The sequence below is a fragment of the Rhodococcus sp. 1163 genome, from assembly GCF_002091985.1.
Classification (GTDB): domain Bacteria; phylum Actinomycetota; class Actinomycetes; order Mycobacteriales; family Mycobacteriaceae; genus Rhodococcoides.
In genome coordinates this window covers 1-16,971 of record NZ_MKKX01000015.1, presented here as the reverse complement: position 1 = coordinate 16,971, position 16,971 = coordinate 1, and the positions used below count along the sequence as shown (strand labels likewise).

The window sequence follows — 16,971 nt, the reverse complement described above, 5'->3', positions numbered from 1 at the left end:
CGGCGTCGATGGCCTGCGCGAGTGAGGGTGCAGCTTTGTCTTTGTCGGAGAGCTGGTACTCGAGCGGTGAACCGTCGCGAGCAAGGGTGGGCCAGTCGATCGCCAGATCGGTATCGAGCGGATTCATGTCGCGATCCAAAGCCGGGGTGTACTCGATCGAGCACAGGTACATCACCGTCGAACCGTCTTCGAGCGACAAGATCGCATGCCCGAGGCCTTCCGGGAGATACACCGCACGACGGTCGACGTCGTCGATCAGCACGCTGTCCCACGTCCCGAATGTCGGCGACCCGACCCGCAGATCGACGATCACATCCAGAAACGCACCCTTGGTGCAGGTGACGTACTTCGCCTGGCCGGGAGGGGTGTCGGTGAAGTGGATACCGCGCAGCACCCCGGCGGCCGAGACCGAGCAGTTCGCCTGCGCCAACTCCAACGGCCGCCCGACGGCCTGTTCGAAGTCCGAAGATTTGAACCATTCGAAGAACACGCCGCGATCGTCACCGAACTGGCGTGGGGTGAATTCGAAGGCACCGGGGATTTTCAATTCACGAAAGCTCATCTGCAGATCCTCTACTTGCCGCGATCGACGAGGTCGAGCAGGTATTGCCCGTACCCGGATTTGACGAGCTTGGTTGCCCGTTCCCGCAGCTGATCGTCGGTGATGAATCCGCGACGCCACGATACTTCTTCCGGTGAACCAATTTTCAGGCCCTGCCGTTGCTCGATGGTGCGCACATAATTGGAAGCATCGAGTAGCGAATCGAAGGTGCCGGTATCGAGCCATGCCGTCCCTCGGGGCAGGACTTCCACGGCGAGACGCCCGGCATCGAGGTAGTGCCGGTTGACGTCGGTGATCTCGTATTCCCCGCGCGCCGACGGCTGAAGATCGCGGGCGATGGCGAGCACGTCGTTGTCGTAGAAGTACAGGCCGGGGACGGAGAAGTTCGACTTCGGGACCTTCGGCTTCTCTTCCAACGAGATCGCTTTGCCTGCGGCGTCGAATTCGATGACGCCGTAGGCGCTGGGATCTTTCACCTCGTACGCGAAGACTGCTGCGCCGTCGATGTCACCGAATCGGCCGAGTTGCGATCCCAGTCCGGGGCCGTAGAAGATGTTGTCGCCGAGCACCAAAGCGGCACTGTCGGAGCCGATGTGCTCCGCTCCGAGGACGAACGCTTGAGCGAGCCCGTTCGGCTCGTGCTGGACCTTGTAGGTCAGGTTGATGCCGAACTGGGAGCCGTCGCCGAGCAGACGTTGGAACTGCTGCGAATCCTGTTCGGTGGTGATGATCAGAATGTCGCGGATATTGGCCAAGATCAGCGTCGAGAGCGGGTAGTAGATCATCGGCTTGTCGTACACCGGCACCAACTGCTTGCTGATGCCCATCGTGATCGGATGAAGACGCGACCCGGTACCGCCCGCCAGAACAATTCCACGCATAGATCGACTCCTCACTAATAAGCAAAACGGATCATGAACGAGACTTTACAGAGCTCGACTCCAGTAAGCCTAGATAGCCCGCACAGACAGAATCCCATGTATAACTCTCTGCGGCCCGCGATCTCGCTGCCGAGCTCAGTTTTGATTGCATCTCCGAGTCCGACATTAACAATGAAATTCCGCGAATAATGGAGACTACTGTCGGCTCCACAAAAACTGCACAAGAACCAAGCACTTCTCGATTAAACACCGTATCCCTGGCGACAATTGGTGCACCGCAGGCCATTGCTTGCACAAGCGCTGGGTTAGTTCCTCCAACACTGTGTCCATGAAAGTACGCCCCCGCGTGCTGCCAAAGCGCAAACAATAGCGCATCATTGCTAACATGGCCATACCAATGAATACGCTCGCTACCTGCGTCTAGGGCTGCGACACGTTCATCTAACTCCCCGCCGTAACCGCTACTCCCAACGATAACAACGTCGTGGTCGCGTGCAAGCGATGTCGCCGCATCCAGAAACTCGGTGATTGTATTCTCAGGAACGAAGCGCGCCACCATGAGGATGTAGCCCCTCGATATAAGGCCGTCCGGGACTCCCAGGGCGCCAGGATCTTCACCGCCATACGAAATAACAGTACCTGACTTACCAAAGGACTCCTGCCACCGATCGGCAATCCCCTGAGCATCATAGATCAAATGATCTGCATACTTCGCGGTTAACGAGGCACCCATTCTGAAAGCAGCCTTCGCTCCGCGGCCCCATTTGGCACGTTCCCACTCAATACCATCTACGTTTACGCAAGAGGGAATACCTCGCGCTTTAAGCAACGGCAACCAAAAGCCATTTGCCACGTTCATAACTAAGGCCACGTCATGGCGTCGCCTTACCGTGTCCAGCGTCGCAGATAGCCCGAATGAAAGGGTACTCAAAGACTTAGACTCAAGTCCCCAAGTCACAACTGACTCCACAGTCGGATCACGTTCAGGATCGTCGATGTTCTCCTCTCCCCCACGACCATAGACCGTCACGTCCCAACCAGCGTCGCTCAAATAAGGAGCCAAACGTCTGACCAAGGTTTCAAACCCGCCATAATAGCTGGGGTAACCTCTCGTACCTATAATAGCAACCGAACCACGCATTAAAACCCCTCCTCTAAGAGGACGAAAAGCCTACTATATAGGCGATGAACTAGCATCTAACTAACATCGCGGTCAACATTTGCTTGGCTTTTGCCTCCCATGTGTGTTCCAAGGGAATCTCACCACCCTCTCGCGGTACACGGACGCAATCCGGCGCAAGTTTCAGCAGCCAATCGGCATGATCGACTCCATTTACGACATGGACGTGATTCAATCCCCTGTCGCCCGCCCCGATCACTGGCGTAGTTAACACAGGCAGATGGGCCGCGCGATATTCATATGTCTTAATTACATCGCCTCCAATTTCAAACTCTCCAACGCGATGGGGTACCCAGCCCAAATCGAAGGTGGACAGTAGAGCCGGTACGTCCTGGTAATGGACATCCCCCAACAAATCAATATTTTTAGTCGACTTCAGCGGCTCTAGATACTCGCGGTCGAGAATTGGACCTGCGAAGACGAACTTTACGTTGGGTAGTGCGTTAGCAGCAGATAGCACCAGGCCAAGATCCACCCGCCTCCCGATCTTTCCAACGTATCCAATGGTCCTCGGTCCGGTTGCGTGGGAGTTCGTAATAAACCGATGAGGATCACATCCGTTCGTCAACAAAACTGCGTCGTCACGCCCGAAACGCTTTGCGAGAGCGAGTGTCCCCTCAGAGTTTGCAGTGACAGCCGTAGCCTCACCTAGGCTCCGTCTATAAGCTTCCTCGACTTGCGAAGAGATACTCTTGAAAGCGTAATGTATCGACCAATCGTCAAGTAAATCAACAACTACTCGCCTGCGCCCGTTGAAAATATCTCCGCCAATATTGGAGGTACTCGCCATCGGATTCCAAACCACCGCCGGAACCTCGTCTACACCGATCAGTGGAGGGTACGCATTCATTGACTGGCGCCACCATGCCCGCCGATCATGAATTTTTGGAATACGCCAAGAATGACTGTCCACGGCCTCAGTATTGTCTGCAAGGGCATATGAACTGGCTCGCACCAAGGGTCTCAGCACGTGAGGCTCCGGACGAGAAACAACGCGAACCTTTCCCTGTCCCCGAGTCAATCGACCGAACCACTCGATCATATGACCATCTCTAGTGCGATACCCCTCATCAAGCAGCTTTCGCTGCCCGTGCATAGGGAAAGCTAACACCGACGGTGATTCTGCAGGTACTTGCGATGTTCTACTTAGGTTCATGGGCCTCATCCTTTACTTTAACAATCATCTTCAGCAGTTCGTTAGCAACAATTGCTGGCGATAGAGATGACCTATACTTCAGTTGGGCTTCGCTACCGAGGTCGCTATGGCTCGCCTCGCGAATAAGATCAGCTAACTCGGCCGATGATGCGCTAATTGGAAGCTCAATGAATGCGACGCCAGCATACTCACGAATAGGCGGTGTACCTGATGCAACAATCGCGACTCCCGCCTTCATTGCGTCGACCAATTTCGCCGGGAATTGCAGTTGCGCTGACTGGTGTTGACTAATAATGGGGATTACAGCAACATCAACCTTGGAATAGGCCAGATCAAGCGGGGTCGAAGCTGCGATCTCAGTCCAATTCATATCATCATCTCGCCTGGTCTCAAGACCGCAGTTCTCAAATGTGTAGAGGTGTAGATCAGGGTTAGAACGAATAGCTTCCAATATCAACGACCCGCCCTTGTGCGGACGCAGAGTCCCAAAAATTCCCACATTGATCCGGGAATTCGCATCCAAATCAATATCCTCTCCACCGAGAATAAAAGGCTTTCCTTCGGTTCGCACATGGGGAATCCTTGCGGCCGGCCGGTATTGGCTGGGGTAGATCTCCGACAATGCGAAACTAGAGAAGGTGAATCCAGAACACAGTTTGGATACTGCCTTTTGCGCCGAACGTATCGAGATCGGCAACATCGCCGTCCGTCTTATCAGCCTCAGTTTGTTGCTGAACGTTGCACTGAAGAAGGATGAAGCCAATCCAGCATCGTCATCGTCAAGATCCAGTAGGAGCACAGAGCCAGGGTGATTTGTCTGCAAGTGCCTTGCTGCCGCGGGGAGAGGCGAGATTCCCTTAGAAAACCAAACTACAGTCAACCCGTTGAAATCCTTAAGCAGGCGATCAAGAACAGATTTCCAATCACGGCCGAGACGAATCACATCAAAATCGAATTGAACTGCACCCGGCCAAATTGGGCCGGCACCAAAAGCGACAACCTTGGCGTTCCCAAGCTCACGCGCCACTAACCCCATTGAAAGCGCACGGCCAAGAGCATTTGAGTGAATGTCGTGCGACACGACCACCGTTTGAATCAGAGACTCGCCATATAGACTACTCACTTTTTACAACCACCGTTCGACTTTTAGCCTCGTGTCCAGAAGCTGGACTCGCGAAACTGAACCACGATGGCTGCACATACATGTATTTGAAGACTGGAAGCTTACTCAACCGGTAGATTAGCAACGAAAAATAGACCGCTGCGACTGCAAGCGCCAGGATGGCCGTGCATACAATAGCGGGATGTACATTTACCGGTGCAATCTTTGAAAGTAAGACCACGATCAAAACGAGGATGCAGGTCCAGACGACTACCAGAGCGTTTCGCCGTCCTCGCACCCAAAGTGCGCCGAGCGCTATCCCCAGCCTGGAGACGACGGAACCACGATATCCGACGAATGATCTTTCTATGTTAATTACATTGGGGTTTATGAACAAAATTGCCCACCAAACAGTTATTGCAAGCGATATGATCACCAGTCCAGAAGATAGAGCCGACTTCCGTACGACAATTGCTCCGAGAATCGCAAAGATGATCACCGCGAGTGATAGTTGATTTGATGTCGGACCAAACGGAAGGACCAAGAACGAGAGAACTACAGCGATGGAGCCCAAAGTCCATCGGTGCGAAGAGCCGGCGAATTCGTGCCAGTCCTTCCGGAACATTGAGGAAATAATTAGGGACGCTCCTTTCGTGTCGTGCTCAACTTTCGTAGCCTCATTGGCTTCGGCCCTCCAGAACTCTCTCGACCAGACCCCAGAAGGCCTGTCAAGCCCCGTATCGTTGTCCTGTGAAAGATCGACAGCGTTAGTACGGTTATCGCAAGCGAGGCGATAGCGCCGATTGTCAGTGTCGCTCCTGCCCCAAGGCCAAGGGCAAATCGCACCGATAGATAAACAATTACGACCCAAATAGCGCAGTGCAAACCCGGTCCGACCGCATTCATTTGAGTCCGCAGTTTGATATCTATCGCTTTTCTCTGTATAAGCATCACCACTGGCGTCAAGGCAAATCCAGCGAGCGTATAGGACAAAGCGACTCCATTAATACCCCAATTCAGACCTACGACAATGGCTGAGATCTGTAGTGCCGCCGCGCCCATGCTGAACTTTAGTAAGATATCGGCGCGGCCAATCCCCATCAGTACCGGGGAGTTTAGGGTAGTAAGAGCCTGCCTACCGCCAGCAATAGCAAAGATTGTGAGCGTCATTGCCGCAGGCTTCCACTCCCCTCCCAAAACGACATCGATAAGATCCGGGGACGACACAGCAATAAGTGCCATGATCGGTAGTATAACGATGGCTGTAGCCGATATTGCCTTTTCAACGATAAATTTCACGGGACGTTCCAGATTATATCTGTTCGAGATTAGCGGAAACATGACTCGAGAAACGATTTGACCGACCAGTTGCACAGGCATTGTAACTAACCTGTGGGCCACGGAGAAATATGAAAGACTGGTTTGCCCCAGATAGCGCCCAACAAGGACGCTATCGAGATTCTGCACCGAGTAAGCCAGTAGATTACTAGCTAGTACGCGGCTACCGAATACGAAGGAGCCAGCTAGGAGCCTTAGTTGAAGATTGGGAAATGGTGGCCTAACTAAAGCCAGCAGTCCTATAGCTACACAGGTGTCGACGGCCACAACTTGATATACAAACGCCCAATAGTCGTTCATTACCAGAACGAATATAACCAAGGTAATGGCGCCGACAAATGAAGCGCATACATCGACAATAGCCTGGGTTTTGAAGTTTATAGATCGTGCCAATATCGCTCTAGGCGCGATTGAGAGAGCCTTCAACGGTAACGCTAGAGCAAATACGGTCAGGACCTTCCGCATATCGTCCACGTTGACCGCACTTGCCATTAGCGGACTAAGGATGACTGTTACGAAACCAATTACCAGGGCTGAAAGGATGTTGAGCGTGGTTGCTGCCCCGATAAATCGACTTGTAATATTTTTTTTGCTAATCAAAGGCGCTGTCAACCCTTGGTCAAGAAGTAGCGTGGTGAACGCGGTATATACGCCGGCCAGTGCAACAACAGCGTAACTGTCTGGTCCTAGAATACGGGCCAGCCAAAGGGCAGATATTACGAGAAACAGCTGACGCGTCAGGATTCCAAGTGCGTTCCAGAAGACACCGTTGGCAGCAGTCCTCGTCTCCGAGCCTGCCACTCCATCTGAAATCATTTTCCTCCAGCTTTCATGCTATTGAACCGGTCCGACTTCCTAATGTATCTTCCGGCGTCCCGGATGCTCCCGCTTGTTTTTGAATACTCGACCAGCTGTTTGAGAATCGGCGACATCAGCTGTTAGTCAGCTTTCCAGGTATCCGTGTCTGAAGAAATGATGGGAGTTGTTCTAAGATATTCAATCCAGCCACCAGATTTTGCGGCTTAGGCACAAACCTAATTGGCATGGGTCGTTGGTGATCATGGCTACTCAGCGCAGCAGAAATACCGTGCCAATGCGAGTGTAAGACGTTACGTACTGTAGACAGCTCTACGTTTTTACTAAAATCACTGTTTTTCAGTGGATCCGACAGCTTGGCCTCCCGGGCCGCATCGAGAACCCCAGTCCATGAAGTGATCATTCGGTCTGATGCATCAAGCTGTTGTAATAGTCCTGAAAATTTGTGCTGTTGGGCGCCGTCAGCGACGATTAGCGCTGGCACCGCATACGAGGACGCCGTTATGAAGCCATGCAATGATGAGCCAATGTACAATTGAGAATTGGCTATAGCACTCGCGACTTCAATGACCGTGTCGGGATTGGCGGTAATACGGTGCTCCGTTTGCATTACTTCAGACACTGCCTGCGCAAGCAGATCATCGCCGTGACATACCCCAATTCCAAGAAGATGAACTTTTAGATTGAGGATCGTTGAGAGGGTATCTAGAATTCCAGCAATTTTGACGGGATTACCATTTACATAGCGCTGATTGAGGTGCACCGTCACCTCATTTGAGCCTGCTCCACTTTTAAGTTCACCCAAGGACTCATTCAACAATAGGGCGGAATCAGGGACAACCCGTACAGGGGCACTGTTACAGAGGCCCAGATTCGCTTTGCTTTGATCATCCCGTACGGACGAGTAGGACGCCTGCCTGAAGACCATTCGCATTATCGGCCCGATGAGGCGACCAGGCTGCTTAGGTATTCCTGGGCTATTAACTATCAAGGGAACGCTTTGGCGCGCTGCAACCTTAGCCGCCCCGACCCACAGACTTGGGTATGCTGTCCGCTGAACTTTAGAGTAGTCCGGTAACGGCGTCCTTCGGCCATGAATGATATTACCCCCACCGATTACTACCGCATCAATCTTGGGGCTTTCCTTCTCGAACTGCTTATAGCTAATACTACGAGGAACGTCGCGGTATGCCTGACCTCCAACCGGGGAAACATGAATGAAGCCCGAGAAGAGATGGCCGAGCTGCTGCTCAACGATTAGCGGAAACAGAGAATCGCCGTAGTTCTTGACGTCGAATGTTCCGAAATTTGCGAGAATCATTTTTCCGACTCCTGTATACCTTTTGCACGTTATAGCGATGCTGACAGGGTCAGCGAGACCCGATTGCTGATTGACTGGACTTAAGATGCTGCGAGATCTGGAGGGGTTCGACGTACGTATTTACGAAGCTCGTGTGGATTATCTGCGTTATTCGATAACAATCCGTAAATCCTTCTCAAGCCTTCGAGTTCGGCCGGAGTCTGGGCCGACTGTGTCGATCGGCGATGTGCGAGTGCTCCAATTGAGGGGGCCTGAGTTGGCAGAACCACTTAGTATGCTCCGCTGCTGCCAACGACGGCTTTTACCGTCTTTGCAATTATCAGGAGATCCCCCACCATTGACCAGTTTTCAACGTATGAAAGATCTAGGCGCACAGTCTCTTCCCATGAAAGGTCAGATCGCCCACTTACTTGCCAGAGGCCAGTGATGCCAGGCTTCACCAGCAGCCTGCGTCGAACTTCGCCATCGTAGGTCTCTACCTCGCGGCGCAACGGCGGTCGGGGTCCTACCACGCTCATTTCACGGCGGAGGACGTTCAAGAACTGTGGTAGTTCGTCGATGCTGAACTTCCGCATAAACCTACCGACCTTGGTAACCCGCGGGTCTTCGCGCATCTTGAACAGCACACCGCCGGAGCTATCGTTCTGGGCAAGCAGAGTATTAACCTGCTTGTCGGCGTGCTGGATCATGCTGCGGAACTTGATCATCGGGAACGGCTTACCGTCAATACCCATACGTTCGGACTTGTAGAACACCGGGCCACGGCTCGTCGCTTTCACCGCAATGGCCGTTGCTAGCAAGATCGGCGAGATCAGCACGAGGACGACTGTCGCAAAGATGAAGTCAAAGGCAGTCTTACTGAACCGTGTGGCGCCGTTGTACTGAGGTTTTTCCACGTGGATCAAGGGGAAGCCAGCGACTGGGCGCATGACCAACCGAGGGCCGGCAACATCGACTACACCGGGGGCGACCACGAGGTCAACATTTTTCTTCTCGAGATCCCACACCATCTTGCGGATGCCCTTGGTGCCAAGATGCTCGGTGGCAGTCACAGCGACGGTGTCCGCGCCGGAGGCCTCGATCGCTTCGACAACACTATGCTCGTCTCCGAGCACCGGAATCTCGTAACCGTCGACGATGGCTGCATCGCGCTTGGGTTCGAAGCCTGGTAGGCACATGCCGACCACGCTGTAGCCGGAAGCCGGTGATCGCTCGAACTGCTTGGCCATCGAGACCGCGGCCGTGCGGCTACCGACGATGAGAACAGCCGTCTGATACTTGCCTTTGCTGCGCTTGGCTGCGACTCCCTTGCGCCAAACCCAGCGACTGACTAGTAGACCCAGGAGGCCGACCGGCAACGCGATGGCAAGATAGAGGCGGGCGATGTCGATCTTGAAGAGGAGAGACAGAATCGCGATGACACCGAAGAGACGGAAGGTAGCCGAGACGATCCGGCGGTACTCTTCGGCGCCGTTGCCGATCACTCTCGTCGAACGGGTTCGGAAGATGGCAAGGAACGCAATCCAGAGTCCGGCGACAGCAACTGAGACTCCTGTGTAGCTCAGCATCGCAGTGTTCTCGGTCCGGAGCTCGCCGAACCGGATCAGTTGAGCCAGAGCAACGGCAGCAATGACCACCATGATGTCGGTAACTCGGAGCCTGTCAATGTACTGGTGTTCCCACACCCGGCGAGAAGTCAACCGGCGCTCCCGCCACGCCTGTTTGCCCGGCGATACTGTATGCGAAGTCTGCCGCACTGATCCCAGCGTTGCCACCGACTTCCCCTCCTAACGGTACTTCGACAGCCTTGGGGACGACTGTCAATGATTGCCTGCGAACCCCGACGATTCATATCCACATTGGCATGAAGGCACTTACTGCAGCCCGACTGCTCGAGCATTCAAATTTTCGCACGTTGTCCGAAATCCGACTCACCAAGTGAGTCACATCACAGTTTAATTACGTGACCTAATCGGTTTACCACACCGGCCATGCTGACCGTGAGCATAGCGTGTACAGAAATCGGCCCACACTACTCATCGAACGAGCCCGAGGTCCTGTTACAGCCATACGTAAAATCCGCCTCGTCCAGCAATCTTGCAGCGTGACAAGCATTTTCCTGAAAGAGGCTACAGAGAGACATGACCGTCGGAACCCTCCAGAACGCTACAAAACGAGCGGACAACCGCGGTCGCCCGCGATAAGTTTTCGTAACAGGAAACATTGTTACAGCGACTGTATGTCAGATTTAACGGTCATTCTGACGGTTTCCATGAGGTCGAAAACAGTCTTGACGCCGATTCATACGATTGAATGACGCAAGTTCTTTTGTCACCTGCTACGTATTGTTGCGACTGTTAAATCGCTATAAACAATGCCAGCTTTGCTTTACGGACGCCCAAGCCCGCGGTAGGTCCATCCAGCGTCGCGCCACTGCACCGGGTCGAGGCAGTTTCGGCCGTCGATCAAGGTTTTCACCCGAACCACGCTTTCGAGATCCTTGGGTGTCAACGCCTTGAACTCTTTCCATTCCGTCAACACCAGCACCACGTCTGCGCCTTCGCACGCTTCGAGCGCTGAGGTGCTGTACCCGAGTGTTGGGAACAACGCCCGTGAATTATCCATTGCCTTCGGGTCGTACACATTGACCGCTGCACCCTGCAGCTGGATCTGACCAGCCACATTGAGGGCAGGCGAATCACGCACGTCGTCCGAGTCAGGCTTGAAAGCAGCCCCGAGCACCGCGACCCTCGCCCCCAGCAGTGATCCGCAGGCTTCTCTGGCCAACTCCACCATGCGGGTGCGTCGCCGCATATTGATGTTGTCGACCTCGCGAAGGAACGTCAACGCCTGGTCAGCGCCTAGCTCACCGGCTCTGGCCATGAAAGCGCGAATGTCCTTGGGGAGACAACCACCGCCGAAACCGATACCGGCGTTGAGGAACTTACGGCCGATTCGATCGTCATGACCGATGGCATCGGCCAGCACTGTCACATCGGCACCTGCGGCTTCGCAGACCTCGGCGATCGCGTTGATGAACGAGATCTTGGTAGCAAGGAAGGCGTTGGCCGAGGCCTTGACCAGCTCGGCCGTCGCCAGATCGGTGACAAGGAAGGGAATCTGCTCTTCGAGCAGCTGCGCGTACACCTCGCGCGCCAATTCCTCAGCGCGGCCGGGCCGCGCCTTGTCCACACCCAGTACCAAGCGATCCGGATGCAGGGTGTCCTTGACGGCGTAGCCCTCACGGAGGAACTCCGGGTTCCACGCCACCTCGACCTCATCACCGGCCGGCGCGAGCTCCCGGGCCCGTGTCGCGAGCCGGGCAGCGGTGCCGACCGGGACTGTCGACTTGCCGAAGATGACCGCAGGCTTGGTGAGCAGGGGTGCGAGCTGCTCGATGACCGCATCCACATAGATCATGTCGGCAGCGAACTCGCCCTTCTTCTGCGGAGTGCCAACGCCGAGGAAGTGGACTTCGGCGAACTCGGCTGCCTCTTCATAGGAAGAAGTGAACTTCAGACGGCCCGCCGCGATGTTGCGCTGGAGGACCTCTTCGAGCCCAGGCTCATAGAACGGCACCTCGCCTGCCTCGAGCTTGGCGAGCTTGGCTGGATCGACGTCGACGCCAAGGACCTCATGCCCCAACTCCGCCATACACGCCGCATGGGTCGCGCCGAGGTAGCCGGTTCCGAACACGGTAATTCGCATGGGGCAGTCTTCCTATTTCAGAGGCCGAATGTGAATCGCGAGCAGTGTGAACGCGAAGTCGAGCGCATAACGTCGATGACTAGTCATTGCTCTCGCACATCCTAAGGGGCAACTATGACAAAATGCGCGCCGGAACAACCACCGCCAATTAGGCGGGCACGACGCAACCGACACGGCGTGTTACCGCGAGATCACCAGCGGGGCAACGGGACAGAATCGACGACGCAACCGGGTATCTCAAAGGTTTCCACTGTCGTTCAGTTGAATGAATTCGTTTCTTAATTTTATCTTCAGTAATTTTCTGTAATGCATGTCACATGCTCGCGTCTCGTTTCTCGGCTTTTGTACCAGGCTTCGCGATCGGCCCACCGAGGACTCTTCGCAGAGACTCGCCCAGCCACGCGACACTTACAGCTTCAACCCAGAGGCCCATCGGTGCTGAAAGCAAGTAAATAGCTTGGTTTTCTCAACAAGGCCAGAAAAAGGGAATTCAGCCGAATGCGAGTCCCGGAACAAAAATTCCCCACAAAACCCGTTTAGCTTCGTTGAAACAAGCCTGTGAACCGATCACATTCCGCGATTATTCAGAAAATGTATGCCTAGTGTATGAAACGTCTACACACGGATTCACGAGGAAATCCCTGACGCGCCCAGCGCGTAGTCCGACGCCATTTTTCTATCTGGCGTTCATCGGACTACACCAGATTCGGCCCATGCCTGCATCTCAACGGTGCGGGCAACAACGCTTTGCAACGGATCGTCAAGGCGAAGATCGACGCGCTCGGATGGTTCCCGACACTGTCCGGCTCACTGCCGCAGGACGACTTCAACCGGACCGGTCCTGCCCCCGTCGCAACCAGTGTCGGCACGAAAGTATGGGTCCAGCCTGGGTCGTCGTGGATCATCAATGGCAACCAGCTTTCCGCTGAGAACATCACCGGGACCGCTGTCATCTACTGCGAAACGGGACTGTCCGACCTCACCGTGGAAGCGGACCTCGCGGCAATCGGCGCGGGCGCAGCGAACGCACAAGGCGGTTTGGCGATCCGCGTCTCCGACCTGAACAACTTCTGGTGGCTCTCGACCCGCCGCACCTCGACCGGGCAGGGATACCACTTCTTCAAGTATCAGGCGGGTGTGGCGATTGCCATGGGGACATCTCTTGCTGAGGCGGTCACGGCACCGAAGCGGCCCAAGATCTTCGCGGATGGCCCTGTGCTCATCGGTTATGTTGCCGGCGTGGAAGTGGCACGCGTAACCGACGCAAGCTTCAACCAGTCAGCTACTGGCGCTGGCTTTATGGGCGCGGCTGCTGGAGTTGGCCACCGTTGGGACAACTTCGCCACTACTGCCTGACTCGTGACGCTTCTCGGCGAGCCCGAGGCCGAGGAGCGTCATCGCGAAGTACGAAACGGGCAGCATGTCGATGGAGGAAACCGTCAGCCCCATACCCAGGACAACGAGCAGTGAGACCACGCCGAGGCGACCCTGCTCCGACGTCCATTGAACGCGGCGGAACACGACCACGACCAGACCGGCCAGCAGGAATAGTCCGATCAACCCGCCCTCGACAGCAAACTTCAAAATCATGTTGTGTGGTGTGACGTGCACCCCGCCGATAAACGCATCACCCATCGTGTCGCCCGCAGAGCCAGCGCCCCACCCGTAGAACATGGAGTCGGCGAAGTTCTGATACGCGTCCTGCCACGTCGGGATGCGATTGAGGAACCGGCTGTCCGACGAGAAGTCGGTGATCGACCCTGCAGTTTCGAGGATCTCGTCATCACCCACCGATACGAGCGCGGCGTAGCCAATTATCCCCAGGAGCGCGACCCAGGCGAAGCGCCGTGAAGCTACGGCCAGCTTTCCGGATAGGAGGACCGCGGCAACGATCATGATCGCGAGGGCGACGTAAGCGCTGCGCACGAAGGTGAAATACATGCACACCAAACCCAGTGCACCAACGAACATTGCAGACTTCCGATGCACGTTCCATCGGACGAGAGCCCAACCGACCAACAGCAGCCCAGCGGCAGCGGCGTGGAACGGCCCAGCGTAGATGCCTTGCAAGCGATCGTTACCGTCGTAGACCGCGGTGTACCGGCCAGCTGCGCGCAGGATGGAGCTGGAGATTCCGGGGAACACGAAATGAGCCAGGATCGAAACCGAGACTGCGGCGGCAGTGAACTTGACTATCAGCAGCTCCAGCTTTGGAATCCACGCGGGCCGCATCGCCAGGCCGAGCACGAGGCCGGCGAACGCGAGTACGGACTTGCGAAACCCAAGAAGGCCGGTCTCGAAGTCCTGCACGTTTGGGTGGAACATCAGCAGCGCCCAAAATCCAATGAGGGCGAAAGTCCATGCGACGACCACGCCGCCGCGCCGCAGTGCGGCGGGGGTGCATATCCATTCAAGGAACGCACCGGCGAGTGCGGCGATCTGAATGATGAGACCGAAGTTCGTACCAACTAGTGATCCAAAGGTGAACGCGCCCACGAATAGGACGATGCGCCGGGGGAGGGCATCGTCTTTCCGTGGAATGACCGACCACGCGAGCAGCGCGGCAAGGGTGATCATGAAAATCGCACCACGTGTGCTGTTTAGCAGTTCGAGAGTCTGACTACCCACAAGGGCTCCTAGCTGGTAATGGGGTCCTACATGGGTGAATCTTCTTGGTCCTCGATAGCGTGCTCGGTGGTGCAGAAGCAGTAACCGTCATAGCGGTAGCCGTGAAACGGCTGGACCACTACGGTGCAGCGTTTGAGGTTCGGCGCGCCTTCGCCCTACTGGCACTGATGCGCCCGGTCGATCGGGATGCCATAGAAGGCGTCGGCCGAGACCCCGATGAGGCGGTTGATCACTGCCCCGATTTTGTCCCACATCCGGATCATCATGCCGCACCTGGTGTTTTGCCGCAGATCCCGTTTCGGGCGCTTGTTCGGGCATATTGCCCACACGGAATTGCGTCCAACGAAGCGGGGCATAAATCCAAGAGTGCTCGATCTGGACTGATACCTCAGAAACGATTGAGTGCGTTTACGACGCCGCTGCTGTGACACTCCACCACCGCACCGTCCGATCCGACACCGAAAGGACTGACCCGTATTAGCTTGATCACGAATTGTGGGACTGCCGGACTCAGATTGATCACCTGCGGCGGTGCATTCGACAATGGGGCCGGCAGTTACGACGACAACATCGTCGTCTACGCCGCACTCACCTAGCCTCGATCTTTCTTCGTGCTGTCGTGGTGACCTGATCGGATCGAGATTGTCGTTTGCGGCCGAGTGCACGTCGATCGGGCGCGATGTGTCGGCCGATGTCGATCGGTTGAACGCTCGGTTCCACCGCCCGAGAGGTTTACTTCCATGTTGATGGGATGGTGGTCCGGGTCAGGCGGGTGCGCGTAACGCCGCCAATCGTGTCAGGGCGGAAACGATCGCATCGGACCAGGACGCGTTCTTCGACAGTTTCAGTCTGATGCGACGGGCATGGGACGAGATGCGGCCAGCGATCGAAAAGATCCGTAGACGAATACGTTTGGGCTCCCAGCGCAGGGCATCGTGATCGGGGAAGCCGAGCATCTGTGTCCATGCGGTGAGTTCGAGAGCGAGTTCGACGAGTGCGAGCCAAATACGGTTCTGGTCGAAACCGTGCAATGGAAAGTTACTGAGCCCGGTGTCCTTGGCGGTGCGGATACGGTCCTCGCATCGCGCGCGGCGCCGGTGCCGTAGTTCGAGGTCCTGGACTTGACCACCGACGGTGTTGGTGGCAAAAGCGGTCAACCGCAGACCGTCGCTGTCGGTGAACCGCAGTTGGGCACCTGGATGTGGCCTTTCCTTCCGGATGATCACCCGCATCCCCGGCGGCCACGCGGTGACATCAATGATTCCGGTGGCGTCGATGACCCATGCGCCGTCTCGGACCTTCTCCTCCGAGTCAACGGCGACAGACCATGCATTCTCCGGAACAGCAGCGAGAGCGTGGACCATGGCGTCGGTGAGCGCGAAGCCGATCGAATACGACACCCGCTGCCTGTGCAGCCAGGTAAGGAATGCGTGGCTCGCCCCAGCGCCGTCTGTCCGTACCAACACTTTCCTCCCAGGTCGCTGTCCGGTAGTGAACGGCAACTGCGCCAATGCTTTCCGAGTGACCTCGATGTGGTCGACGGCGGTGTTCGAGCCTGCGTTTCCTGGACGTAGAAGCGCTGCGACGGGTTCGCCGGTACCGGACTTGCCGTGGTCGACGAAGGCCAGCAGTGGGTGGAATCCGAATCCGCGTTTGTAGGTCGGTGCCGCTTTCTCCTTCTCCGAATGGGCGGTGACCAGGGTGGCATCGAGGTCGATGACGATCGGGTTCTGCGCAGAAATGTCGTGATCAGGCGCGTGATGGCCGGCGTGTGCCCACGCAGCAGCGCGAGCCTGTGCGCGGGCGTTGTCGATCGCTGCGAGTACACGCGGAGCATCGCAGGCCAGGACGGAGACCAGTCGGGACACCGTCGGATCCGAAGGCACCTGCCCGAAGACGCCCGCGTGTTCTCGCAGGGTAGCGATGTCGGCGAGGCAGTCGCCGCCGAGTGCCAGTGACACTGCCAGATCGACGACAATCTTGCCGGGGTCGAAGCGCGCCAACGGTTTACGCCATGGTGCGAGCTGCTCGGACAGGGCTGCGGTGAGTCCTGTGACCTCGGCGGTGCGCAGGACGGTGACGGCACCTGCGTGCGACACGATCCCGTTTCCGGTCGCATCGACGGATAGGGCGGGGTAGGGCGACGTAGACTTACTCACCGGAATGGTGCCTCTCGAACTCGCTGGATTGTTACCTTCGCAAGTTCAATCTTCCCAGTTCAGGGCACCATTCCTCTGAACTGACACTCGGTCGAGCTCAATTCGCGTGAAAGCCCGAGG

The 16,971-nt window shown here is 56.0% G+C and carries 12 protein-coding genes; 1 reads left to right on the top strand and 11 read right to left on the bottom strand.

The genetic code is table 11. The features are described 5' to 3' along the window. The 9 genes from BJD99_RS02615 to BJD99_RS02575 form a co-directional block, all read right to left on the bottom strand. Nucleotides 1-562 (bottom strand): dTDP-4-dehydrorhamnose 3,5-epimerase family protein (locus tag BJD99_RS02615; RefSeq protein WP_084345249.1); only part of this gene is annotated, 562 nt, incomplete at its 3' end. Between the two features lie 11 nt (nucleotides 563-573). Then, nucleotides 574-1,443 carry a glucose-1-phosphate thymidylyltransferase RfbA gene (rfbA, locus tag BJD99_RS02610; RefSeq protein ID WP_084345248.1) on the bottom strand — a complete coding sequence of 290 codons (870 nt, stop codon included), beginning with the start codon at nucleotides 1,441-1,443 and terminating at the stop codon, nucleotides 574-576. Nucleotides 1,444-1,474: 31 nt separating this feature from the next. Next, nucleotides 1,475-2,584: a DUF1972 domain-containing protein gene (locus tag BJD99_RS02605; protein ID WP_084345247.1), complete on the bottom strand. Its 1,110-nt coding sequence runs from the start codon at nucleotides 2,582-2,584 to the stop codon at nucleotides 1,475-1,477. Between the two features lie 49 nt (nucleotides 2,585-2,633). Further along, the gene (locus tag BJD99_RS02600; RefSeq protein WP_256895395.1) at nucleotides 2,634-3,413 is read right to left on the bottom strand and encodes a glycosyltransferase; all 780 of its coding nucleotides are present in this window, start codon (nucleotides 3,411-3,413) and stop codon (nucleotides 2,634-2,636) included. 352 nt (nucleotides 3,414-3,765) lie between these two features. After that, nucleotides 3,766-4,902 (bottom strand): glycosyltransferase family 1 protein, encoded by a 1,137-nt coding sequence (locus tag BJD99_RS02595; RefSeq protein ID WP_084345245.1) that lies wholly within the window; start codon nucleotides 4,900-4,902, stop codon nucleotides 3,766-3,768. A gap of 615 nt (nucleotides 4,903-5,517) precedes the next feature. Continuing rightward, complete coding sequence (locus BJD99_RS02590) at nucleotides 5,518-7,035, bottom strand: lipopolysaccharide biosynthesis protein (protein WP_084345244.1); 1,518 nt, start codon at nucleotides 7,033-7,035, stop codon at nucleotides 5,518-5,520. Between the two features lie 115 nt (nucleotides 7,036-7,150). After that, complete coding sequence (locus tag BJD99_RS02585) at nucleotides 7,151-8,356, bottom strand: polysaccharide pyruvyl transferase family protein (RefSeq protein WP_084345243.1); 1,206 nt, start codon at nucleotides 8,354-8,356, stop codon at nucleotides 7,151-7,153. Between the two features lie 269 nt (nucleotides 8,357-8,625). Further along, entirely contained in the window at nucleotides 8,626-10,113 is a 1,488-nt protein-coding gene (locus BJD99_RS02580) for a sugar transferase (RefSeq protein ID WP_084345250.1), read from the bottom strand. Nucleotides 10,114-10,744: 631 nt separating this feature from the next. Then, nucleotides 10,745-12,064 (bottom strand): UDP-glucose/GDP-mannose dehydrogenase family protein, encoded by a 1,320-nt coding sequence (locus BJD99_RS02575; protein ID WP_084345242.1) that lies wholly within the window; start codon nucleotides 12,062-12,064, stop codon nucleotides 10,745-10,747. Nucleotides 12,065-12,811: 747 nt separating this feature from the next. Here BJD99_RS02575 and BJD99_RS02570 point away from each other — a divergent pair. Beyond that, nucleotides 12,812-13,420 carry a hypothetical protein gene (locus BJD99_RS02570; protein ID WP_084345241.1) on the top strand — a complete coding sequence of 203 codons (609 nt, stop codon included), beginning with the start codon at nucleotides 12,812-12,814 and terminating at the stop codon, nucleotides 13,418-13,420. Here BJD99_RS02570 and BJD99_RS02565 read toward each other — a convergent pair. After that, on the bottom strand, nucleotides 13,343-14,641 hold the full coding sequence (locus BJD99_RS02565) for an O-antigen ligase (protein ID WP_084345240.1): 1,299 nt from the start codon (nucleotides 14,639-14,641) through the stop codon (nucleotides 13,343-13,345). The two genes, BJD99_RS02570 and BJD99_RS02565, sit on opposite strands and share 78 nt — an antisense overlap. 815 nt (nucleotides 14,642-15,456) lie before the next feature. After that, nucleotides 15,457-16,851, bottom strand: coding sequence for an IS1380 family transposase (locus BJD99_RS02560; RefSeq protein WP_084345178.1), 1,395 nt, complete (start codon nucleotides 16,849-16,851; stop codon nucleotides 15,457-15,459). Nucleotides 16,852-16,971: the final 120 nt, after the last annotated feature.